At 70.0% G+C, this 22,713-nt stretch carries 22 protein-coding genes and 1 pseudogene; 9 read left to right on the top strand and 14 right to left on the bottom strand.

All coding sequences use genetic code 11. The features are described 5' to 3' along the window. Window positions 1-171: 171 nt before the first annotated feature. The gene (gene glgP / locus UA75_RS06320; RefSeq protein ID WP_075739460.1) at window positions 172-2,730 is read left to right on the top strand and encodes an alpha-glucan family phosphorylase; all 2,559 of its coding nucleotides are present in this window, start codon (window positions 172-174) and stop codon (window positions 2,728-2,730) included. A 46-nt stretch (window positions 2,731-2,776) separates the two neighbouring features. On the opposite strand, the gene UA75_RS06325 is transcribed toward glgP, so the two are convergent. The 3 genes from UA75_RS06325 to UA75_RS06335 form a co-directional block, all read right to left on the bottom strand. Beyond that, window positions 2,777-3,424 (bottom strand): class I SAM-dependent DNA methyltransferase, encoded by a 648-nt coding sequence (locus UA75_RS06325; RefSeq protein ID WP_198042945.1) that lies wholly within the window; start codon window positions 3,422-3,424, stop codon window positions 2,777-2,779. Between the two features lie 298 nt (window positions 3,425-3,722). Further along, the gene (locus tag UA75_RS06330; RefSeq protein ID WP_157434023.1) at window positions 3,723-4,232 is read right to left on the bottom strand and encodes a hypothetical protein; all 510 of its coding nucleotides are present in this window, start codon (window positions 4,230-4,232) and stop codon (window positions 3,723-3,725) included. Window positions 4,233-4,521: 289 nt separating this feature from the next. Then, complete coding sequence (locus UA75_RS06335; RefSeq protein ID WP_075739462.1) at window positions 4,522-5,718, bottom strand: helix-turn-helix domain-containing protein; 1,197 nt, start codon at window positions 5,716-5,718, stop codon at window positions 4,522-4,524. Between the two features lie 314 nt (window positions 5,719-6,032). Here UA75_RS06335 and UA75_RS06340 point away from each other — a divergent pair, with 314 nt between their 5' ends. The 4 genes from UA75_RS06340 (at window position 6,033) to UA75_RS06360 (ending at window position 8,129) form a co-directional block, all read left to right on the top strand. Further along, window positions 6,033-6,392, top strand: a complete 360-nt coding sequence (locus UA75_RS06340; RefSeq protein ID WP_157434024.1) for a hypothetical protein — start codon at window positions 6,033-6,035, stop codon at window positions 6,390-6,392. After that, window positions 6,389-6,643, top strand: a complete 255-nt coding sequence (locus UA75_RS06345) for a hypothetical protein (protein ID WP_075739464.1) — start codon at window positions 6,389-6,391, stop codon at window positions 6,641-6,643. Before UA75_RS06340 ends, UA75_RS06345 begins: the two co-directional genes overlap by 4 nt. Next, entirely contained in the window at window positions 6,640-6,879 is a 240-nt protein-coding gene (locus UA75_RS06350; RefSeq protein ID WP_075739465.1) for a hypothetical protein, read from the top strand. The genes UA75_RS06345 and UA75_RS06350 overlap by 4 nt, the downstream gene beginning before the upstream one ends. Before the next feature lie 653 nt (window positions 6,880-7,532). Next, a complete protein-coding gene (locus tag UA75_RS06360; RefSeq protein ID WP_157434025.1) occupies window positions 7,533-8,129 on the top strand; it encodes a hypothetical protein in 597 nt (198 codons plus the stop codon). A gap of 67 nt (window positions 8,130-8,196) precedes the next feature. On the opposite strand, the gene UA75_RS06365 is transcribed toward UA75_RS06360, so the two are convergent. The 11 genes from UA75_RS06365 to UA75_RS06410 all read right to left on the bottom strand — a co-directional run bounded on the left by UA75_RS06365 (window position 8,197) and on the right by UA75_RS06410 (window position 18,737). After that, the gene (locus UA75_RS06365) at window positions 8,197-9,366 is read right to left on the bottom strand and encodes a hypothetical protein (protein WP_083682970.1); all 1,170 of its coding nucleotides are present in this window, start codon (window positions 9,364-9,366) and stop codon (window positions 8,197-8,199) included. A 387-nt stretch (window positions 9,367-9,753) separates the two neighbouring features. Beyond that, window positions 9,754-10,146 carry a rhodanese-like domain-containing protein gene (locus tag UA75_RS06370; RefSeq protein ID WP_075739468.1) on the bottom strand — a complete coding sequence of 131 codons (393 nt, stop codon included), beginning with the start codon at window positions 10,144-10,146 and terminating at the stop codon, window positions 9,754-9,756. After that, window positions 10,143-10,742 carry a cysteine dioxygenase gene (locus tag UA75_RS06375; protein WP_083690641.1) on the bottom strand — a complete coding sequence of 200 codons (600 nt, stop codon included), beginning with the start codon at window positions 10,740-10,742 and terminating at the stop codon, window positions 10,143-10,145. The genes UA75_RS06370 and UA75_RS06375 overlap by 4 nt, the downstream gene beginning before the upstream one ends. A 150-nt stretch (window positions 10,743-10,892) precedes the next feature. Then, complete coding sequence (locus UA75_RS34880; protein WP_257787614.1) at window positions 10,893-11,027, bottom strand: hypothetical protein; 135 nt, start codon at window positions 11,025-11,027, stop codon at window positions 10,893-10,895. A 204-nt stretch (window positions 11,028-11,231) separates the two neighbouring features. Further along, window positions 11,232-13,430, bottom strand: coding sequence for a glycogen debranching protein GlgX (glgX, locus tag UA75_RS06380; protein WP_075739469.1), 2,199 nt, complete (start codon window positions 13,428-13,430; stop codon window positions 11,232-11,234). Window positions 13,431-13,643: 213 nt separating this feature from the next. After that, window positions 13,644-14,558 (bottom strand): hypothetical protein, encoded by a 915-nt coding sequence (locus UA75_RS06385; RefSeq protein WP_075739470.1) that lies wholly within the window; start codon window positions 14,556-14,558, stop codon window positions 13,644-13,646. 29 nt (window positions 14,559-14,587) lie between these two features. Then, entirely contained in the window at window positions 14,588-15,460 is an 873-nt protein-coding gene (locus UA75_RS06390) for a hypothetical protein (RefSeq protein WP_075739471.1), read from the bottom strand. A 113-nt stretch (window positions 15,461-15,573) separates the two neighbouring features. Beyond that, complete coding sequence (locus tag UA75_RS06395; protein ID WP_157434026.1) at window positions 15,574-16,470, bottom strand: hypothetical protein; 897 nt, start codon at window positions 16,468-16,470, stop codon at window positions 15,574-15,576. A gap of 127 nt (window positions 16,471-16,597) precedes the next feature. Further along, the gene (locus tag UA75_RS06400; RefSeq protein WP_075739473.1) at window positions 16,598-17,701 is read right to left on the bottom strand and encodes a hypothetical protein; all 1,104 of its coding nucleotides are present in this window, start codon (window positions 17,699-17,701) and stop codon (window positions 16,598-16,600) included. Window positions 17,702-17,710: 9 nt separating this feature from the next. Continuing rightward, complete coding sequence (locus UA75_RS06405) at window positions 17,711-18,028, bottom strand: WXG100 family type VII secretion target (protein ID WP_083682972.1); 318 nt, start codon at window positions 18,026-18,028, stop codon at window positions 17,711-17,713. A gap of 193 nt (window positions 18,029-18,221) precedes the next feature. Beyond that, window positions 18,222-18,737 (bottom strand): YbaB/EbfC family nucleoid-associated protein, encoded by a 516-nt coding sequence (locus UA75_RS06410; RefSeq protein WP_075739475.1) that lies wholly within the window; start codon window positions 18,735-18,737, stop codon window positions 18,222-18,224. A gap of 240 nt (window positions 18,738-18,977) precedes the next feature. Here UA75_RS06410 and UA75_RS06415 point away from each other — a divergent pair, with 240 nt between their 5' ends. From UA75_RS06415 to UA75_RS06430, 4 genes and pseudogenes are all read left to right on the top strand, one after another. Next, on the top strand, window positions 18,978-19,751 hold the full coding sequence (locus tag UA75_RS06415; RefSeq protein ID WP_075743475.1) for an ABC transporter ATP-binding protein: 774 nt from the start codon (window positions 18,978-18,980) through the stop codon (window positions 19,749-19,751). A 105-nt stretch (window positions 19,752-19,856) separates the two neighbouring features. Then, window positions 19,857-20,636 (top strand): enoyl-CoA hydratase/isomerase family protein, encoded by a 780-nt coding sequence (locus UA75_RS06420; protein WP_075739476.1) that lies wholly within the window; start codon window positions 19,857-19,859, stop codon window positions 20,634-20,636. Between the two features lies 1 nt (window position 20,637). Then, a complete protein-coding gene (locus UA75_RS06425) occupies window positions 20,638-21,729 on the top strand; it encodes a class I SAM-dependent methyltransferase (protein ID WP_232237653.1) in 1,092 nt (363 codons plus the stop codon). A gap of 228 nt (window positions 21,730-21,957) precedes the next feature. Next, window positions 21,958-22,677 (top strand): annotated as a pseudogene (locus tag UA75_RS06430) (acyltransferase); the annotation flags it as partial. Window positions 22,678-22,713 lie beyond the last annotated feature (36 nt).

Consider the following 22,713-nt stretch of genomic DNA (forward strand, 5'->3'; position numbering starts at 1 on the left):
TCTCGAGGGACGCCACTCACGCGAAGGTGTCGGGAAGGTGACGATGCAGGTAACTGATTGACATCATCACGCTTGGTAAGCGCTTTCCGGCCCCCGGCGTGATCGACACGGCGCTCCCGGCGAGTGTCCGACCTCCCGCCGCGTGCCGCGTGTCCCGTAAGGTCCGCTGGCGTGAGAGCAGTGCGCCGCTTCACCGTGCGGGCCCAGTTGCCCCGGCCGCTCGCCGCCCTGAGCACCTTGGCCACCAATCTGCGGTGGACTTGGCACCCGCCGACTCAGGACCTCTTCGCCGAGGTCGATCCGCAGGCGTGGGCCCGTGTCAAGGGCGACCCGCTGCGGCTGCTGGGGGAGGTGTCGGTCGAACGCTGGAACGTCCTCGCCGAGGACGACGACTTCCTGGCGCGGGTCGCCGCCGCCGAGGACGACCTCGCGCGCTACTGCGACGACGACCGCTGGTACCAGCGCAGGGCGGGCGAGATCGAGGGGCTGCCCGCAGGCATCGGCTACTTCTCCATGGAGTTCGGCGTCACCGAGGCGCTGCCCAACTACTCGGGCGGCCTCGGCGTGCTGGCGGGCGACCACCTGAAGGCGGCATCGGACCTCGGTCTGCCGCTGGTCGCGGTCGGCCTGCTCTACCGGGCCGGTTACTTCGGCCAGGCGCTCTCGCGGGACGGCTGGCAGCTGGAGCACTATCCGGTGATCGACCCGCGCGGTCTGCCGCTGGACCTGGTCACCGATCCCTCCGGGGCGCCGATCCTCGTCCACGTCGGAATGCCGCGCGGCCGGGTGCTGCGGGCCAGGATCTGGCGTGCGCAGGTGGGTCGCATCCCGTTGCTGCTGCTGGACTCCGACGTCGAGGGCAACGATCCCGACCTGCGCGGCATCACCGACCGGCTCTACGGCGGCGACCAGGACCACCGCATCAAGCAGGAGATCCTCGCGGGCGTCGGCGGGGTCCGCGCCGTGCGTGCCTACTGCGGACTCGTGGGCACGACGCAGCCGGAGGTGTTCCACACCAACGAGGGCCACGCGGGCTTCCTCGGCCTGGAACGGGTTCGCGAACTGGTCGCGGGCGACGGCCTGGACTTCGATCAGGCCCTGGCCTCCGTGCGGGCGGGCACGGTCTTCACCACCCATACCCCGGTGCCCGCGGGCATCGATCGCTTTCCCGTCGACCTGGTGCGTCACTACTTCGGCGACGGTCACGAACAGGACCTCCTGCCCGGCGTCCCCACCCACCGCGTGCTGGCGCTCGGTGCCGAGGACAACGCCAACATGTTCAACATGGCGAACATGGGCCTGCGCCTGGCGCAGCGGGCCAACGGCGTCTCCGCCCTGCACGGCGAGGTCAGCCGGAAGATGTTCCGCGGCCTGTGGCCGGGCTTCGACTCCGCAGAGGTGCCGATCACCTCCGTCACCAACGGCGTCCACGGTCCCACCTGGTCGTCCCGCGAGATGATCGACCTGCTGGGCGACCCGGAGCAGGGCGTCGAGCACGGCGAGGGCGCCCACGGGTTCGAGCCGGTCAGCGACGCCCGACTGTGGGAGCTGCGCTCCACGCTGCGCGGTCGGCTCGTCGACGAGGTCCGCCGCCGGGTGCGTGCGGCCTGGATCGAGCGCGGCGCCGCCGAGCTGGAACTCGACTGGACGGACTCGGTCTTCGATCCCGAGATCCTCACCATCGGCTTCGCCCGCCGGGTGCCCACCTACAAGCGGCTGACCCTGATGCTGCGCGATCAGGACCGCCTGCGGAAGCTGCTGCTCGACCCGAAGCGCCCCGTGCAGCTCGTCGTCGCAGGCAAGTCCCACCCGGCCGACGACGGCGGCAAGGCGTTGATCCAGCAGATCGTCCGCTTCGCCGACGAGGCCGACGTCCGGCATCGCATCGTCTTCCTGCCCGACTACGACATGTCGATGGCCCGCTATCTCTACTGGGGCTGCGACGTGTGGCTGAACAACCCGCTGCGCCCGCTGGAGGCCTGCGGGACCTCCGGGATGAAGTCCGCGCTCAACGGCGGACTCAACCTGTCGATCCGCGACGGCTGGTGGGACGAGTTCTACGACGGCCGCAACGGCTGGGCGATCCCCACCGCCGACGGCGTCACCGACCCGGTGCGGCGCGACGACCTGGAGTCGCAGGCGCTGTACGGGCTGCTCGAGTCCGGGGTCACCCCGCTGTTCTACGAGCGCGGCACCGACGGCGTCCCGCAGCGCTGGATGTCGATGGTGCGGCACACGCTGGCGGGTCTGGGCTCCAAGGTGCAGGCCTCCCGGATGGTCCGCGAGTACGTCGAGTCCTGCTACCTGCCTGCGGCGCGGGCTGCCTCGGCGATGCGAGCCGACGGATACCAGGGCGCCAGGGAGCTGGCGGGCTATCGCGCTCGGCTCCAGGCCGCCTGGCCGCACATCAGGATCGTCGACAGCACACTGACCGCCGACGGCGAGCCCGCGCCCTCGCTGGGCACGCCTGCAACCGTGCGAGCGCGGGTGGAGTTGGGCGGCCTGGACCCGGCCGAGGTGGACGTGCAGGCGGTGGTGGGCCGCGCCGACGAGGCGGGCGAGTTGAGTGACGTCGTCACCCGCTCCATGGATCACCTCGGCGGCGTCGACTACCGCGCCGAGGTCCCGCTGCCCCACGCGGGCCCGTCCGGCTACACGGTGCGGGTGCTGCCCCGGCATCGCCTGCTGTCCACCCCGGCCGAATTCGGGCGCGTGGTGCTGGCGGACTGATCTGGACGACGGCGGCGAACTCCGGGTGTGTGGCTCGGCGCCGCCGTCAGATCCGCTCGTAGACCGAGACGTGCCGCCTGCTGGCCGTGGTGAACGGGCTGCGGTCCCAGTGGTCGTATCGCTCGCGGAGTCGCATTCCGGCGAGGCGGGCCATCAGGTCGAGCTCGCTCGGCCAGCAGTAGCGCAGCCGCAACGGGCTCAGCGTGATGCCGTCGGCGCCGATGCGGACGCGCTGATAGGTGACGGTCTGCTCCACCGGGTCGTGCAGCTGGTACTCCAGCTTCACCGAGTCCTCGGTCAGTGCGCGGGTGGCGACGCGCTGGCCTCGGTCGAACTCGCTCACGTCCTGGATGAAGCACTCGAGGACGAAGAGGCCGCCGGGTGCCAGGACCTTCGCGACATTATGGAAACAGTCGAGCTGACGTTGTTGGGTGACCAGGTTGAACAGCGTGTTGAACACCAGATAGGACAGCTGGAACGGGCCGGTCACCGCGACCTCGGCCATGTCGCCGACGGTCGTCGGGACGGCCGCGCCGCCCGGCTTCGCCCGCAGGCGCTCGACCATCGCGGGCGAGCCCTCGATGCCCTCCACGGCGATGCCCCGCGCCGCCAGCGGAAGCGCGATCCGCCCGGTGCCGACGGCCAGTTCCAGGACCCGCCCGCCGTCGGGAACGAGACCGGCCAGGAACTCCACGGCCTAGAGTCGGGTCGGGATTCGTTCCCTGGTCGTAGTCGGCCGCATAACGATCGAAGAATGCCGGATCACCGAATTCGATCATGCGCGGCAACGTAGTCGGCTGCTCGTCGGCGAGGCCAGCGAGTTTCTCGGTGACGACTTCGCCGGGGTCTCGGCGGCCTGCCGGTCGTCGTCCCGGCAACTCCGGGATTCCCGGCCGTCGTCGAACGTCGTGCGTGGCGGCGCACCGAACTCGCTCGCGACGGTGCACGGGCAGGGCTGATGCAGTCCCGGACGGCGCATGCCCGGCTCGGCGTCAGCCTATTGATAGATCGATGCCGGGGGCCTGGCCGGTGGCGACGGTGAAGGGCAGGTCCTGCACGGGGACCGGTGTGGACCGGGCGGCGGCGACGATCACGAACAGTCCGGAGTGGTGGAACGTGAGGCAGGTGGCGGCGCGCGAGTGCAGCAGCGTCGCCTTCTTCGGCTTGCCGTTGACTCGTGGCGACGCGTGCGACCTCTCCTCGACAGCGGTCCGCGACGGCCGCACTCTGGCGCGGCCGGGGCCGCTGAGGAAGCTCGCCGCCACTGCACCGATGTCCGACTCGCTCCGGTCGTCCGCGCAGGACTGCACCAGAATCTCCTGGTCAGGAAGCGAGAGGCGCAGGCTGATCGCGGACACGATCCCGTCGGTCATGCTGCGCTCGCATTCCACGATCTCGGCGCCGCTGACGGTCACCACGGCAAAATCCGACTCGGTGCGAAGCTCGTCGAAGTCCACCGGCGGCGGGAAGAAGCTCAGGTCCCACTCTGACTGCTCGTGCACGTCCGACACCTCGTCTCGTCTGGGCGGGCCGTCATCGACCTGCGTTCGGCGGACTCTGCCACAGTGCACAGTCGGGCCGGAGCGTGATCGGCGGGACGGAGGCGTCACACGGTTCCCATTCTCAGGGGGCAGTTGAACAGCGTTGGCAGGTCCGCCATCCCGTGCAGGCTGGATTAGGGATCGTCTCTCTCACGAGTTCACAGCTCCCATGCGGTGATGATCCGCCTCATCGGCGACGGCGATCAAATCGTTCCGATCCCGTACCACGGGCCTTCTTCGTGCTGGGTAGTCAGCTCGGCAGCGCGGCCCGGGTATCGGTCAGATAGTCCCGGAGTTCTGCGGCGGCGGGATCTCGTGGGTAGAGGCGGCGGGTCTCGGCATGCACCTCCTGCGCGAGCATCGTGAAGGGCAGCAGTGAACGTCGATCTACCTCGACGGCGGCTCGGGTCCAGGCGTGGGCGCCGTCGAGGTCGCCGTTGCGTAGCGAGCCGATACCGAGGGTGAACCGGGCTTCCGTGGCGCGCATGGGACTGCGCTCTGCCCCATGGGGCAGCCGAGAGAGCCGGAGAACCTCGTGGGCATGGTCGGCCGCACGGGTGTCGTCGCCGACGAGGCGATAGCAGTCCATGGCGTAGAAGTCCCATTTCGTCGGGTCGATGACGAAGTGATTCTCCGGTCGAGTGGGGTGATCGTGCCTGCCGAGGAGCCGGAAGCCGTCGTCGAGTTCGCGATGCACGGCCTGGATGTCGCCCATGCGGGCCTGAGCCTTGGCCGATTGAGCGGCGAGCTGGACGGCGACCGAGGAGTTCGGTGCTGCGCAAGTGCCCGCCGCCGCGTAATCGGACACCGCCCGCAGCCTGCCCTGAGTCAGGGCGAACCAGGCACTGAGTTCGAACGACCAGGCGATGATCTCGCCGTGCCCGATCTCCCTGCCGATCTCCAGCGCCGCCGCGCGGGTGAGGTCGGCCTGCCGAGCCAGGCCGAGGTCGTACTCGAGGCAGCCGAGGAGGAGCATCAGCCAGCCACTGACGAGCAGGACCTCGCGATGTTCCCGCAGGCTGGTCGGACCGTCCAGCAGCGAACTCGCGTAGGAGAGCCAGCCCATGGCCTCGCCATGAAGTTCCCGCGCGTCGCGCCAGGCGTAGTCGCAGCACATCTGCTCCGTGGCGAGTGCGAGCTGGTCGAGTGTGTGGACGCCGACGTCGCTGCGATGGAGTCTCCGCACGATATCGGTAATTCCCCACGGCTTGATGGACATCGGCATCTGCCCCTTCTTTGTCTCGGTGGCGACGAAGAAGGCGGTTAGCGCACCGTTGCCGGCAAGGATCTCGTCCAAGCGTTGAACCGTCGGTGCATCGGGCGTGCACTTGTGGGACTCGGCTCGGCTGATCTGACTTTGACTCCAGTGTGCTGCGTCGGCCAGCTCGGCCTGTGTAAGGCCGGCCTGCCTGCGTAGTCGGGCCAGTACGTCCCCGAAACGCTCCATGTCTGACCGACCTCCCGATGCATGGTCATGCGCATGTCATGCGTGGTTCCCGGATCTCTTCGAATCCGCGAGTACCGAACTCGATAGTAGACGTGACGAGTAGATCACCGAAAGTGACATTCAGCCGATAAGGCGAGAACAGTCCGCATCCCGACTCCTGATTGATCCATGACTTCGATGTGAGGTGCGATGACCAAGGGAATGCCTGACAGTCCGGAATTTGCTGGGCTTGCCGAAGACGCCGCCTGCCGAAGGACTTCTGCCGACGAAAGCGAGCTTCGGACGCTCCTCACGGGGTCCTCGGGATGGTCCTCATGACAACCCCCGCCGCCGACGCCGTCTACGCCGTGCTCCTCGTCCTGTGCATCGGCCTGCCGACAGTAGACGTCGTCTGGCGCTGGTGGCGGGTGGCGCATCCCGCTCGACGGTCGCCGTCCCGTCGTGACTGGGCACGCGTTCGGGCCGCCGAACAGCGGGCCGCCGACGCCCGAACCGTGGCTGGGCGGTCGCGCGTTCGGGCTGATGCCGAGCTGCGGGCGAGGCGTGCCGCCGTGCGGCGTCGGCTCGACGTGGTCGCGGCTCAATGTCGGCAGGCTGCCTTCAAGAATGCCGGTCGGCCTGTCGATCCGCCGCCGCCGGGATGGACGCGGGTGCTCACCGGGACTCTGACGTGACCGGGCTCGTCGTGTGGGCAGGGAACGTGGGACCGCAGCGGGGCGGCGACTCGACGTCGCCGAGCGAAGGACGTCTGCCGCTCCCTCAGCCGCCGCAGCGGTGGGCGGGACGATTCCGTCGGCTGGAACACCGCCGAGACGAGTCGTACCAGACGGTCGACGTGGCGGTGTGCGGGGCGGTGCTGGTGTCGGTGGAGGAGTGGGTACGCCTCCTGCGGTGCCCGAGGTGCTTCCCGGTGGAGGGACCGTGACCGGCATGGCCTGGTTCGTCCGCACGGTGCGCTCCGGCGACACGCACCTCTGGAGCGCAGCCTGGAACGGCTACGACCTGATCCGCCCCGTCTGCGCGCCAGAAGTGGAGTTCCGGGCGATGAACCGGCGACCGATGCGAGTGTGCTTCTACGACGACCAACGCTGCCCGCTGTGCCTCAGACACTCCACCGCGCGGACGCCTGCCCCGCGACCGCTGACGGCGGTGTCCGCGTGAGCGTCGACGACCCGACGTGGTTCACCCTGGACGCGGCGCCCTCGGCCGGGCTGTGGCTTGACCGCCATCTGGTCCTCGGCGCCCGGCCCGTGGACGGCACCGCTGTGACGGCGGCATGTGGGGAGCGGCTACGGGTGGGGCCTGCCCAGCAGTGCGATGTGGACGGTCTTCGGCTGATCGGGCTGCGCCCGTGCTGGTCATGTGCCGAGCGGGCGACGGATCGGTACACCGGCTCCGCTCCGGGACCCTGCGGCTCCGGACGATCCCGCCCCGACCGACCTGCCGACGCCCGCCCACCCTCCGCACGTCGGACGTCGATCGGCTCACGGGTCGCGGCGGCCCGCGATGTGGACGCGGCGCCGATCGGCGGCCATCCCGCAGTCTCGTCCTTCGATCGCCTCGGGGACGCACGACCCCTCGCAGCTCCGGGACCGCGACAGCCGGGCGACTCCGGTAAGGCCGGTCGTCCCGACCAGTGCTGACTCCCGTGCACCTGCTGATGACCCGAATGCTCTGCCGCCGGCCTTCTGCCTGCCTGCCGGACACCCGACCCGGATGACCGGACCTTCTGCGGAAGGGCTCGCGCCAGCAGGCCGAGAACGAGCCGACACCGACCACCCCTGCACCCGACCATCCCGAGGAGAGAACGGCGAATGTCCGCCACCAGTTCGACTGATTCCATCCTGTCCGGCAGGCGGGCGCTCGGCGCTCAGGCCGGCGGTTCGTCGGCGGCCGCGTCAGTGGCCGCGCCGCCGGGAAGGCCGTGCGACGCGCGCCCGCCGATGCCCACTCCGCGCCCTGTCCCGCTCGACGTCGCCGTGGGCGCGAGCGCGGTGGCGGCGGAGCCGTGGGTGATGTGCGAGACGCTGATCGCCGCCGTCCAACGCTGGACGGTCCAGCCCGCCGACGCGCTCCGGAACTGTCACGGCATCTCCGTCTACGACTACCGACTGCTCCGGCTGCTGGCCCGCTCGCCCCGACCGATGCGCAAGGCCATCGCCAACACCGCACTCGACCTACGGCCCCGCAGCCTCGACCACAGCGTGATCCGTCTCGCCGACCGCGGCTACCTCACCGTCACCGGCCGAGGCAACGAGAAACGACTGGCACTCACCGACTACGGCATCGAATTCCTCGAAGCGGTCGTGGACACCCTGCGCACGGCGACGGCCGACGGCCACGGCGCGGCCTCGCTGCCGCCTCGGGAACGGGCCGTGCTGGTCGCGCTCCTCAATCGACTGCGGCGCTGAGCGTTCCGCGAAGACCGATCGCGTCGGTAGACGGGGACGGACGTGCAGGCGCAGGCGCGGCCGCTGCTCAGGCGATGTCCAGCCGAGTCCGCAAGGCGACCACTCGCGGCCACCAGGCGGCGTGCTCCTCCGCCTGCGCCAAGGCCTCGCGGGCGGATCGGTTGTCGCCTGCGGCCATCCTGGCGCGGGCGAGGGTGGCGAAGTTGTCGGCGCGGGCCAGCGGCCCGTGGCTGAAGTCCTCGGCGAGGAGCGCGAGCCGGATGGCCTCGGCGGTCTTGCCTTCGAGCAGGGCGAAGGCGGCCTTCGTTCCGTGCAGCTTGTACGCGGGGAAGCCCAGCTTCTCGGCCTGCTCCAGGGCATGGCCGCCTGCGGGCAGTGCCGCTGCGGCGGGCAGCTGGTCCGCCTCGACCGCCGAGACCACCAGACCCGCGAGGCCCACCAGTGTCGCGGTCCGACGGCGCAGCTCGATGGACTCGTCGGCGCTCAGCCGCATGGCCAGGCCGACCGCCTCGCGGTAGTTCCCCTCCGCCTCCCACACTGCGATCCGGCAGGCGGCGGTGGCCCAGCTGTCGCCGTGTCGGTCGGTCATCTCGGCCAGCGCGGCCCGTGCGTCGGCCAGCCTGCCCGCGTTCAGGGCCTCGGTGATCTGCCCGGCCAAGACGCTCGCGGACATCTCCGCGACCTCGGCGGCACCGATCCTGGGCAGGCTGAGCACTAGCCAGCCGATGGACGTCACGCTGCTGTCCCGGCGCGGCACCAGCGACGCCAGCACCGTCGCCGTCACACCGACGGCCACCCCGCGACCGAGGGAATCCGCCGACAACACCAGCCAGGAGGCGGCGGTGCTCGCCAGGCCCAGCAGCGCGGCCCAGGCTCCGGTGCCCCACATGCGCAGGCGGACCGGTTCCCGGCCTGCGGCCACGCTCACCGAGAGGAAGAGCGGGACCGCGCGCAGCACCACCGTCCGGCGAGCCGCGGTCCACGCGTGCAGCCGAGGGCCGACCCCGATGATCACGCGGGTGATCGCCGCCCTGGTGAGCAGGCCGCCGGTGAGCATCCCGAGCTGAAGCACGAGCTGCGCGACGATCACGCCCGCCGCCGCACCGAGCAGCGCCGTCAGGATGCCGAGCAGGGCCATGGGCAGACCGGTCAGGCTCGTCTCGATCACGATCACCGCGAGCACGCTCGCGACGAGCAGGAGCAGCGCCGGGCGTCGCAGAAACCGCAGGAGTCGCACGCACACACGATGCCCGACGCCGCTGCGCCGCCCTCGACCGGGACTGATCTCGTGGAGCCCCGCCGGGGACCCGTGCCGCTACGCGCGCATCGAGATCACCGACTGCAAGAAGGCCGGCCGACCTTCCCGCCGCGCGCGGGCTCCCGGCGGCCCGCCCGGCCGAAGACAGGCCGAGCAGGTCCGGCGGCGGCGAGCCCCACCCGCTCCGCCGCCGCCCGGACCATGCCGCTCGGCACACCGTCGGCGCCGAGACGAGCCCGCGCGCCCGCCGTCAGTGCGCCAGGAATCGGTGCTGCGTCTGGTCGGCACGGGCCTGCGTGGGTGAAGGCTCCCGCCGACACCGACTCCAGGCCGCATCGGCCCGGGCCGGTGCCGTTCGTGCCTGCGTCAGGGCACGGCGGGCCCGCCCCCGTCGACGACCGGCAGTCCCGCCGCCCGCCAGGCGCGGAAGCCGCCGATCAGGTCCCCGACGTGCCGCAGCCCCAGTTCGCTCAGATCCCGTGCCGCCAGGCTGGAGGCATATCCCTCATTGCAGAGCAGGACCACCGGCCGCTCGGCGTCCACCTGCGGCAGCCGGTGCGCACTCGCCGGATCGAGCCGCCACTCCAGCACGATCCGCTCCACCGGGATGGAGTCGGGGATCTCGCCGTCGGCCGCCCGATCGTCCCTCGGCCGGATGTCGATCAACAGGGCGCCGTCGCGCTGCAATGCGGCGGCCTCCTGCGGATCGTGCCTGCGCAGGCCCGTCCTGGCGGCGGCCAGTCGATCGTCGATGCTCACGACGTCGCCCTGGCCACGCTGGGCAGCTCGGCCGGGACCTGGCTGAGGTCGGCGTACTCGCGGGTGGGCAGCAGCGGCGGGGAGTAGGCGTGCACGGTGGCCGCAGGCCCCGCGCTGAGGTTGAGCACCTGATGGGCGCGGCGCGGGCCGAAGCCGATCCCGGCCCCGCTGTGGTGTGTACGGGTGCGGACCGGGCCGGGCGCATAGACGTAGTGCTCGGTCAGCTCGCCGCTGAGCACGGTGAACGAGCCCGCCGCGCCTGCATGGTCGTGCGGCTCCGTCCCCTGCGCGGGCAGCCAGGTCAACAACCACAGCTCGACGCCTTTGGTCAGCGCCAGCCGCGCCCACCAGCGTTGCGCTGGGACATATTCGGCCAGCTCATGCAGCGGTGTCGCGAGTTCGCGAGCCACCGTGACGGTGAGATCGCGCAGCTCGGTGGGCGTCCACAACAGACGTGCGGCCGGGATGTGCGCGCGCAGTTCCTGATGGTCGAAACCCGGATGCACGTCGAACTCGGGCAGCGCGAGCGACTCCGGCGCGGCAGGGGAGTCGGACAGCGTCGGCAGCGGAGACAGTTCGGGCAGCGTGCTGGTCATCGGATGCTCCTCGGCGTGGTGACGGGCTGCCGAGACGGGGCCGCCTCAGACGGACTCCCGCACTCGGGACACGGCGGCGGGGGAGGCGAACGGACCTCGGCAGGGCGCACGCGACGGCAGGGGCGGTCGTGGATGCCTGGGACACGCCGGTCAGCGGGAGGTCTCGTCCTCTCCCCGACTACAGGTGCTCGAAGAGACCCGCTGGAGGTCGACCGGGCGGTCGGACCACGTCAACAGCGAGCGGAACATGACGTTGATGGTGGCACGCCCGGACGCCGTGGTCACGCACTGCTCACTGGGTGAGACGGCAGGCTGCGGGAGCCCGGCATGAGGAGGATCAGGCCTGCCGTTGATTGAAGCGACCGCGGAGCTTCCTGCTGTTCTTCGAACGACAGGTGGATGACCGATCCACCAGGACGGGCCGAGCTTCCCGGGGGCGAACCGGCGCAGCTGCCCACCGGGTGGGACGCCGAGCCCTGGTCTGCCGCCTCAGCCGTCGGCGCGCACGGCGTCGGCGCGGAAGAGCAGCAGCGTGTGGCCGGGGAGGGCGAGGGAGTCGCCTGCCGGCAGCGACGTGGCGTCCGAGGGCCTTCCGTCGGGGGTGCCGGTGGTCAACACGGGCGTGTACCGGGCACCGAAGACGAGACCGGGCAGGGTGAGCCGAACCTCGTCGCCGCCCGCGTGCAGTACGAGCAGCCACGAATGATCGTTCACCGGCAGTCCGGACCTGGTGTGTGATCGGCAGTCGCCGCCGTCGATCCACATTCCCAGGGTGCGGCGATCGGGGTCGAACCAGTCGATCTCGGTCATCTCCTCGCCGTCGGCACGCAGCCAGGCCAGATCGGGCGCTCCGCTGGGCGTGGTGCGGCCCTCGAAGAACTCGGCCTGCCGCAGGGCGGGGCACTCGCGGCGCACGGCGATCAGAGTGCGGGTGAAGTCGAGCAGCTCCCGCGCCGTGCGTTCCTGCGGGCCGCCCACGGCGACGGCTTCGCCGTTCATCGACCCGGTCCGGGCACCCGGCCAGGCGAGCCAGGACGTCTCGTCGTCGAGGCAGTAGGCGTTGTTGTTGCCGCCCTGCGTCCGCCACAGCTCGTCGCCCGCGGTCAGCATCGGCGTCCCGGTGGACAGCAGCAGGGTGGCCAGCAGGTTGCGTGCCTGGCGGGCTCGCAGCGTCGTCACCGACGGGTCCGTCGTCTCGCCTTCGACTCCGCAGTTCCACGACCGGTTGTCGTCGGTGCCGTCCCGGTTGTCCTCGCCGTTGGCCTCGTTGTGCTTGCGCTCATAGGAGACCAGGTCGCGCAGGGTGAAGCCGTCGTGGGCGGTGATCAGATTGACCGAGGCCCACGGCCTGCGCCCGCCGTCGTGATACAGGTCAGAAGAGCCCGCGAGCCGGTAGGCCAGGTCTGCCACGCCCGTGGCGCCGCGCCAGAAGTCGCGGACGGTGTCGCGGTAGCGGCCGTTCCACTCCGACCACTGCACGCCGAAGCCGCCGACCCGGTAACCCTCGCCGGTCGCGTCCCACGGCTCGGCGATGAGCTTGCGCCGAGACAGCACCGGATCACAGGCGATGGCCGTCAACAGTCCGCCGTCCGGGTCGAACGGACCGCCCCGACCCCGGCCGAGCGCGCTGGCCAGGTCGAAGCGGAACCCGTCCACGCCGAGGTCCTCCGCCCAGTACCGCAGCGAGTCCGTCACCAGCCGGATCACCGTCGGCGATGCCGCGTCGATCGTGTTGCCGCAACCGGTGATGTCCACCGCCCGGCCTTCGGCGTCTTGAAGGTAGTAGGCAGGGGCGTCGATGCCCCGGAAGCTCAGTGTCGGCCCGTCGAGGCCGCCCTCGCAGGTGTGGTTGTAGACGACGTCGAGCAGCACCTCGATCCCTGCCGCGTGCAGGGCCGTCACCATCGTGCGGAACTCCGCGACCTCACGGCCCGGCACGCTCGCATAGCCTGCATGCGGCGCATGGAACCCGAGAGTCGAGTAGCCCCAGTAGTTCTGCGCGCCTCGGCGCAGCAGGCCCGCCTCCGAGGACGCGGCGTGCACCGGAAGCAGTTCGACCGCCGTGACGCCGAGTCGGGACAGGTGATCCAGCGCGGCCGGGTGGGCCACGCCGAGGTAGGTGCCGCGCAGGTGCTCCGGAATGTCGGGATGGCTGCGAGTGAATCCGCGAACGTGCAGCTCGTAGACGACCGTCTCCTCCCAGGGCACCTCCGGCCGCACGTCCCGCAGCGGTGCCGTCGGAGCCGTGACCACCGAGAGCGGCACACTGCCCAACGAGTCGACGTGGTCCGGCCTGCCCGTCATCGGATCGTCGCGGTAGCCCAGTGCGGCATCGACGTCGGTCAGGCTGCCGCTGATCTGTCGGGCGTACGGGTCGACCAGCAGCTTCCTCGGATTGCAGCGCAGGCCCCTGGCAGGCTCGTACGGGCCGTGCACGCGGAATCCGTAGCGGCTGCCGGGGGCCACACCGGGGACGATGCCGTGCCACACGCCGTAGGTCCGCTGCGTCAGCTCGACCCGGCGTTCGACCAGCCCGCCCGCGTCGTCGGAGTCGACCAGGCACACCTCGACGGCATCGGCGACAGCGGAGGCCAGCGCGAACCGTACTCCGTCGGGGGTCAGGTGCGCGCCCAGCGGGAAGGGCCCGCCCGACCGCGTCGGCAGCTCGACGTGCCTGGTCTGCGTCACGTCGACTCCTTCGCCTCGGTCCCGGTCGTCGGTGAGGGTAGCCGGGGCGGCGGGGGCGAGGTAACCGAGTTCGCGCGGGCGGGCGACGGGCGGGCGGCCTGTCGCGGTAAGGAAGGGGTAGGGGTACGTCGGGCGCGAGGTCGGCGACCGTTGAACGGCCTGCGGGCGTGGCAGGCGGCGGGGCTCAGGCTCGCTGTCGGTCCGGCGGCAGCCTCAGGCGAGCTGTTCAGGCGGTCGACCGGGGACAGCCGGATCACCGGAAGCCGCCGTGGCGCGGAGGTGATTCGCGCGGGCGAGCAGGATCGGCCCGAGCTTGTCGGCCTCGGTGATCGGCAGGAGCCATTCGCCGTCGCCGGTGTGCAGGACGAGGGCCGCGCCCGCCGGACACCGCAGACTCTCGAACCGGCCGCGCATCCAGACCCGGCCTCGGTCGGTGTCGCGAACGATGCGGACACCGGTGTCCAGTACCTCGGTGAGGGGCAGCGAACCCTCCACGTCGATCTGCCTGCGGTGATTCCGCTTGCTCAGCGAGCCGCGCAGCGCCTGCCAGCGCAGCAGGCCCTCATCCAGTGTGACGTCCGCAGACCACCGCCTGCATCGAATCCGATGGACCAGCTGGAAGTCGGAGGCTCCGACGACGGTCGCGGGCGACTCGATCAGGATTCGGCCCGCGCGGACCACGAGAATCAGACACACCACGGGAAGCAGCACCGCGATGACGACGAGCGCGCCTCGGAAGCCTGCGAGGTAGTCGACAGGATCTCCGCCGAAGACGGGGAACGCCAGGAAGGGGACGGTGAACACACCGGTCAGCACGGTGCTGGACCGCCACTCGGACGGCGACAGCAGCAGCCTGTTCCGGATGAGCTGCGTCAGCACGATCGCCAGCGGGACGCCGGGCAGGAGCGCGGTGGCAGCACCTCGTGGTCCCAGGTGATCGAGGAAGATTCCCACGAAGACGACCAGTTGACCGGCGGGCAGCACGAGGAGCCCGAGCAGCAGCATCGGGCGGATGCGATCCCAGCGCTGTTGCAGCGCTTCGCGGTTGTGCTCGGGGACGGCGCCGGGAGTCGTGCGGGGGATCAGCGACACTGCGGTGACGACCTCTCTTCGGTCGGGGCGGTCCACGTGCTTCTGATGGTCGAGTATCCGCCTCGTCAGAAGGCCTTGGTCCCGCCCTCTCTTCTGGCGCGGGCGCGTTCGGCGCGGAGGTGCTCGGCTCGGGCGAGGACGATGGGTGCGAGCCGATCGGGTGCGTTCATCGGCATCAACCACTCGCCGTCCTTGGCGTGGAGTACCAGCGCCGGGCCCAATGGACAGTGCAGTTTCCAGAGTTGACCGCGCATCCAGGATCGGTGGTCGTCGTCCTCGCGGACGATGCGGACGCTGGTGTCGAGGACGGCGGAGAGCGGAAACGCTCCGGTGACGTCGACTCGGGAGCCGTGTGATCCATACCCGTTGCCCACTTCGTTGGTGGTCGCTTCCCAGCGCAGCCGATCCTTGTCGAGGATGACCGAGGCGGACCACCGCTCGGAACGGAGCGGATAGGTCAGTACGAAGTCGCTGCCTGCGACGACGGAGACGGGCGCCGCGACGAGGATGCGTCTGGCCTGCAGGACGAGCAGCAGGCACACCGGAGGAAGTAGGACTGCCGTGAGAATGAGCGGACCTCGGATGCCCGCAATGTACTCGACACGGGCCGGGCCTAGCAGGGGGATCAGCAGGAAGGGAATGGACAGGATTGCGTTGATCAGCGTGCTGTATTTCCACTCGGACGGCGTCAGCAGGGTGTTCTTGCGTGCGAGCTGCCAGAGTACGAACGCTGTCGAGAACCCAGGCAAGATCATGAGGAAGATGGAGCCGAGACCCATGCCGTCGATGAACACCCAGCCGAATATCGTCAGCTGACCGACGGGCAGTACGAGCAGCCCGAGGATCAACATCGGGCGCACCTGGTTCCAGCGCCGTCGCAGCGCGGCCCGGTTGGCTTCTGGCACGGCGCCGGGCACCGTGCTGGGAATCAGTGACACCGAGCTGACGACCTCTCTTCGGCTGGTCTGGCAGGGCCTGCGCGTTACAGGTGCGCGTGTCTCTGCGGGATGGATCAACAAGATCGTCGAGGTCGCCGGCACACCGGACTCGCCTACGAGCTCGCTTCCGGTTCAGGCCTATGCGGACGGAACTCCGGTCGTGACGTCCCCTGCTTGATCCTGGCGCGGATGTGCTCGGCTCGTGCCAGCAGTACCGGCTTCAGCGCTTCGGGTCGAGTCATCGGCAGTACCCATTCACCGGAGTGGGTGTGCAGAACCAGCGCAGGGCCGGGACGAATCCTCAATCGCCACAGATGGCCACGCATCCAGACACGTCCCCCCTCGGTGTCGTGCACGATGCGGAGACTCACATCTCGCACCGCGGCCAAGGGGATGGAACTGCTCACGTCGACCTTGTTGACCGCGACCCCGTAACTTCGCGCGAGTGAGTTTCGCCATGCCTCCCAGTGCAGCCGGTCCTTGTCCAGGGTGATGGTGGCGAACCACCGATTGGAGCGCAGTCGGTAGTCCAAGACGAAGTCACTGGCCGCGACAAGCCGCAGCGGTTCAGCCATGAGGATGCGGCGTGCCTGCCAGACGAGTAGCCGGCAGATGACGGGAATCAAGACGATGGCGAGGACGAGTGCTCCTCGGAACCCTGCGGAGTACTGCTGTGCCGCTGTGCCGGTCAAGGGCAGGAGGACGATCGGGATGGACAAGATGGCATTGAGAGCAACGCTCGCCGTCCACTCCGACGGTGTGATCAGCTTCGGTCCACGCCTCAGTTGTCGGACCACCAGTATCACGCCTGCCGTCGGAACGAGGGTCAGCAATACGCCAGGCAGCACGACCCAGCCGATCATCAGGCCACCGAACAACACGACCTGGCCGATCGGCAGTATGAGAAGGGCGAGCATGAGTCGCGGACGTATTTGGTCCCAACGCCGTTGCAACGTCGCCTGATCACGCTCGGCGGCCTCGCTCGGGACCGTACGGGGAAACAACGGCACCGGGGTGATGTCCTCTCCTGTCTACGGAGCGGGATGATGACTCGTCACACGGTGAACAGTAAAAACCCAAGTGTGAAGAGGAACACCGCATCGCGGGATGTGAATGCGAGCGGCGTCCTCGTTCCGCTCAGGCGTGTTGCGTGCCGGAAGTGCCTGGCTCTTGTACCTCCGGCATCGGGACGGAGCCTCCGTCGTTCTGCATCTCAGGCATGGTGGGCGGAGCCGTTCCGGGCGGCCCGAACCATGGCACGTCACTCGGTGCCGGCTGGCTCGAGAACTGCTGGTCGTTGTAATCACCGGGTGAGACGGGGTAGTTCGGCGGGGTGACGTCGAGTGGACGGTCTCCAGTGCGGCCGCCTGGGTTGCCGTCCCAGAGGTTCTGAGCGTGGCCGTTCGCACCGGAGACGGCTCCGTTCGTACCGCCGACAGTTGCGCCCTGGGCACCCGATTGCAAGTAGTCGCCGAAGGAGGAGGCCTCCCCGTTGCGAAAATCGTTGATTCCTCGGTCGAGGAGGTTTGCACCGGCGCCGGTGATCGCTCCGTTCGTGGCGCCCTGGATGGCCGCGTCGGTGAAGCTGCCGACTGCTGCTGTCGGTAGGAATGCGTCGCCGAGGCCGCCAGCGATCCCCGAAGCCAGCCCGGTGATACCTGCGCTCACCGTCTTGCCGGTATCCCAGGAATCTCGGTTCCCAGCGAGCATCTGGCTGCCCTGGATTGCGATGTCGACGCCCAGGTTGATTGCCAGTTGCCTGACGAGTTCTCGGAAGAGAATCTGAACCACCGACCGCGTCGCGGCCTGTGCGATCGGAATTCCGGCCGAACTTGCGCCGAGGGTTACGAACGCGGCCGCGACCATGCTGGCGATCGAGGCGGCCAGCATTACCAGCGCGGCGATGATGCTCAGCTTCGTGTACTCGACTTCCAAGGCCGCGTTGTCACACGCCGCGCCGAGTTCGTCGCACAGCTCCTGAAGTTTCGGCAGGAACTGCGGATCATTGACGACGTACTGGCCCCAGAACTCGCGGAAGGCGTCGGCCGTGTCGCCCTCCATCGTGGACAGCGCGGCCTGTCCGGCCGCCTCCGCCGCCTCCGCGACCGAGCCGACCTCGGCGGCCGTGCTCGTCCAGCCCTCGCCGAGCCTGCGCAGCGCCGTCTCGTCGCCCTCCGGCCAACTCGCGCCCACCACGATGGGGGTCAGCCACTGCACCCATTCGGGAATCTCGATGCCCATGTCAACCCCTCACGCCATCTGGCTGAAGCCGTCGGCCGCGTCCTGGTCGATCGACTCCCAGGTGTCGGCGGCGGCGTCGAGCTGGAGCTTGATTCCGCGCAGCGCCTCCACCAACGCGGAGATGTTCTCCTGGGCGGCCTGCGCAGCGGGGACATAGTCGGTGGCGAAGGTCATGCCGGACTCGTCACCGCCCCAACACTCTCCCTCTGTCGAGACGATGCCGTCAATGGACGTTCCGGCGCCCTCCAACTGGTCCGCGGCCGCGTCGAACTGCGGCGACCGTGCGCGCAGCGCAGGCGGATCGACTTCCATGTTGTCATTTCCCATGGCGGTGTCCTTCTCGATGAGACGGATAGCGGTGCACCGGTCGACGTCCGGACTAAGGACGTCCGACTGGGGACGCCCGGCTGGGGGACGGCATGACTCGGTGCTGCGGGTCTCGGTGAGTCACGGCCGCGCGAATCACCGATGTCGTGGCGCACGCGGACCCTGGTCCGTGTGGTCGCACCGACGCGACGGCTCAGCGCATGAACGAGCCGCCGCCGAAGTCCTCGTCGTCGTCTTCCGGCGGACGCGGCCTGCGCGGCGGCGCGGGCGGCGCCGCGCTGGGCGGGGTGGGCGGCGGCGGCATGGTGGGCAGCAGATCCCGCAGGGCGGGCGCGCCCTCGATCAGGTCGCCGAGATCCATGCTCGGCCCCTGCTGGGTCGCCGTCATCGCCTCGTTGACCTCGGTCCTGGCGCGCGCGGTGGCGCGGACGATCGTCTCCACCACGGTGCGCGAGAGCTTCTCCGGGGTGCTGCGGTTGAACGCCGTCACCGCGAAGTCCAGGCGGGTGATCGTGCCCGCTGCGTCGACGACGGCGGTGACCAGTCCGTCGGGCGACACCGCTTCGCCGGTCACGGCCATGGCCCTGGACTGCGCGTCCTTCAGATCCGACATCTGCTGCTGGAACTGGGTGGTCAGATTCGCCACCTGCTCCCGCATCGCCGCGTTGCGTGCCTCCAGCGCGGCACGCCGGTCAGTCTGTTCGCTCATCCCGTCCCCTCAGCGTCGTTGAGCAGCTGCCAGGGCGGACAGTAGACAACTCCGCTGGACACCGGGGCCGTCTTGACGAAAACCACACGATTAACGCACGACGACACTCCCGGTGCAGGCCCGACCGGCGGCGACGGTCAGAATGGCCTGGTGACCGACCGGGGCTTGCAGGGCACGACAGACGGACGGCCGCACAGCGGCGGCCACGAGGCGGCGGACACCACGGACCTGGTGATCCGCATGGACGGAGTCGGAGTTCGGCGCGGACCGACGAATCTGGTCCGGGACATCGACTGGCGCGTCGAGGTCGACGAGCGGTGGGTGATCCTCGGGCCCAATGGCGCGGGCAAGACCACCATGCTGCGGCTGGCAGGAGCGGAGCTGCATCCCAGCAGCGGCACGGTGCACCTGCTCGGTGAGCGGCTCGGCGGCGTCGACGTCTTCGAGCTCCGGCCGAGGATCGGGCTGTGCTCGGCCGCGCAGGCCGCCCGCATCCCGCCGGACGAGGTGGTGCGCGACGTCGTGGTCAGTGCAGGCTACGCGGTGCTCGGCCGGTGGCGAGAGGACTACGACGCCCTCGATCTCGACCGGGCGACCGAGCTGCTCGGCTCGCTGGGCATGGGCGCGTTGGCCGACCGCAGATTCGGCACCTTGTCGGAGGGGGAGCGCAAGCGGACCCTCATCGCCAGGGCATTGATGACCGACCCCGAGATGCTGCTCCTCGACGAGCCCGCCGCCGGTCTGGACCTCGGCGGACGAGAGGACCTGGTCGCTCGGCTGACGATGCTGGCCTCCGATCCGGACTCGCCCGCTCTCGTGCTGGTCACCCACCACGTCGAGGAGATCCCGCCCGGCTTCACCCACGCGCTGCTGCTGCGCGAGGGCGGGGTCGTCGCGCAGGGACTGCTGGCGGACGTCATCACCGAGGAGAACCTGTCGGCGACCTTCGGCCAGGACCTCGTCCTCCAGCGCTCCGGTGATCGCTTCTTCGCCTGGCGACGCCCCGGCAGCTGACCGCCTGGGCGGTCTACCGCGCGGTAACCTGCGTGCGCGACGGTCGATCTTCGACTGTCGGCGGCGCCGCCGGAGCGCCACGATGATGTCGAGGAGGACGCGGGCGTGGGCGAGTTCGTCAGGCTGGAAGTGGACGCGGGAATCGGCACGATCCGATTGGACCGGCCGCCGATGAACGCCTTGAACATCCAGATGCAGGAGGAGATCCGCGCCGTCGCCACCGAGGCGTCGGTCCGCGCCGACATCCGGGCCGTGGTGATCTACGGCGGACCCAAGGTGTTCGCCGCCGGGGCGGACATCAAGGAGATGGCCGATCTCACCTACGCGCAGATGGCCGACCGCGCGCCGCAGCTCTCCTCCGCGTTCCGCGCGGTGGCGGAGATCCCCAAGCCCGTGGTCGCCGCCGTCACCGGCTACGCGCTGGGCGGCGGCCTCGAACTGGCATTGTGCGCGGATCGCCGCATCGCGGGCGACAACGTCAAGGTCGGTCAGCCCGAGGTCCTGCTCGGCGTGCTGCCGGGTGCGGGCGGCACACAGCGACTGGCCAGGCTCGTCGGCCCGGCCAAGGCCAAGGACATCATCTTCACCGGTCGGTTCGTCGAGGCCGCCGAGGCGCTGACGCTCGGCGTCGTCGACGAGGTCGTGGCACCGGACGACGTCTACGCCACCGCGTTGAGCTGGGCGGATCGCTTCACTCATGGTGCCGCGCAGGCGCTCTCCGCAGCGAAGACCGCCATCGACACCGGGTTGCAGACCGACCTGGCCAGCGGACTCGCGCTGGAGAGCAGGCTGTTCGCGGCGATGTTCGCCACCGAGGACCAGAAGACCGGGATGCGCTCGTTCGTCGAGAACGGCCCCGGCAAGGCGAAGTTCGAGGGCCGTTGAGATGAGCGAGACACCGATGCGACGACCCGGCATCAAACGGCAGGGCACCACTCGTCTCGACGAGGTCGACGACGTCACGGCGCACGACGTCCCGCGCCACGAGCCGACGGGCACCGACGGTCGCGTCCCGACCGATCCAGCGCCCAACCCGCACGCCACCGAGGCCGAGGTCAAGGCCGCCTACGCCGATCCGAAGCTGGCGAACGTCCTCTATCACGACTGGGAGGCCGAGACCTACGACGAGAAGTGGTCGATCTCCTATGACGATCGCTGCGTCGACTACGCCGTCGGCCGGTTCCACTACGCGGCGGGCGTGCCTGCGAAGCCCTACGGTCGAGCGCTGGAACTGGGCTCCGGCACGGGCTTCTTCCTGCTCAACCTGATGCAGGGCGGGATCGTCGAGAAGGGCTCGGTGACGGACCTGTCGCCCGGCATGGTGAAGGCGGCGCTGCGCAACGCGGAGAACCTCGGCCTCGACGTGGACGGGCGGGTCGGCGACGCGGAGCGCATCCCCTACCCGGACGACACATTCGACCTGGTGGTGGGGCATGCGGTCCTGCACCACATCCCCGACGTCGAGGCGGCGATGCGGGAGGTGCTGCGGGTGCTCAAGCCCGGCGGCCGGTTCGTCTTCGCGGGCGACCCCACCCGGATCGGTGACTACTACGCGCGCAGGCTCGGCCGGGCCACCTGGTGGCTGACGACCAGGATCACCCGGCTGCCCGCGCTGGCGGCCTGGCGGCGCCCGCAGCAGGAGCTCGACGAGTCCTCCCGCGCCGCAGCCCTGGAGGCGGTCGTCGACCTGCACACCTTCGTCCCGTCCGAGCTGGAGCAGACCGCTCGGGCGGCGGGCGCGGTGCGCGTGCACGCCAGGACGGAGGAGTTCGCCGCAGCGCTGTTCGGCTGGCCGGTGCGGACCTTCGAAGCGGCGGTTCCGCAGGGCAAGCTGGGCTTCGGCTGGGCGATGTTCGCCTATCGCACCTGGCAACGACTGTCCTGGTTGGACCAACGGCTGGCAGGCCTGCTGCCGCGCGACGTCTTCTACAACGTCCTGATCACCGGTCGGAAGGCCGCTCGATCAGACCGGGCCTGAGGCCTCGGACGCCGACTCTGCCCCGCTGAAGTCGCCGCGCCGCCGGTCGCCGCCGACAGGGGCGACCGGCGGTCGGCGTCGGGTGAACTCCCGCCGATCCCGACCGCGCCGTGGCCGAGGCGATCGGGCGGCGGGGTGCTCGGGCGGCGGGCCGGGCGGAACGCCGTCGAATTGATCGTTCCTCGTCCCGCTCCGCCTCGGGTGCTAGCTTCTGGACCGGTGAGCGGTATGTCGAATCTGCTGATCGGCCTGCGGTCCTGGCTGCGCCCGGACCCGAGGCAGGCTCGCTTCCTCACCAGGGAATCGCTGCGCTGGGTGCTGCGGAATCGCGCCTACACCCCCTGGTACCTGGTGCGATACTGGCGGCTGCTGCGGCTGCGCCTGACCCGGCCGCACATCGTCCTGCGCGGCATGGTGTTCCTCGGCAGGAACGTCGAGATCGACTGCGAGCCCGGTCTCGGCAGGTTGGAGATCGGCCGCTGGGTGCACATCGGCGACGGCAACGCCATCCGCTGCCACGAGGGCTCGCTCCGGATCGGGGACAAGGCGGTCTTCGGCAGACAGAACACGGTGAACTGCTACCTGGACGTCGAGATCGGCGGGGCGACGCTGGTCGCGGACTGGGTCTACGTGTGCGACTTCGACCATGTCATCTCTGACGTCGACCGACCGATCAAGGACCAGGGCATCGTCAAGACCCCGGTGCGCATCGGACCGGACTGCTGGCTGGGCACCAAGGTGACGGTGCTGCGCGGCAGCCGAGTCGGCCGGGGCGTGGTGCTGGGGGCTCATGCCGTGGTGCGGGGCGAGGTTCCGGACTTCGCGGTCGCCGTCGGGGCGCCCGCCAGGGTCGTCCGGGACCGCCACGCCGACTTCGTCGCCAACGCCGATGCCCGCGCCCGCCAGGCCGCCGCGCTGGCCGACATCACCCGCAAGGCGGAGGCGGCCGCCGGACGGCGGCCCGTCGCCGTTCGCCATGACGCC

Origin of the sequence: Actinoalloteichus sp. GBA129-24 (assembly GCF_001941645.1) — a bacterium.
Taxonomy (GTDB): Bacteria; Actinomycetota; Actinomycetes; order Mycobacteriales; family Pseudonocardiaceae; genus Actinoalloteichus_A; species Actinoalloteichus_A fjordicus.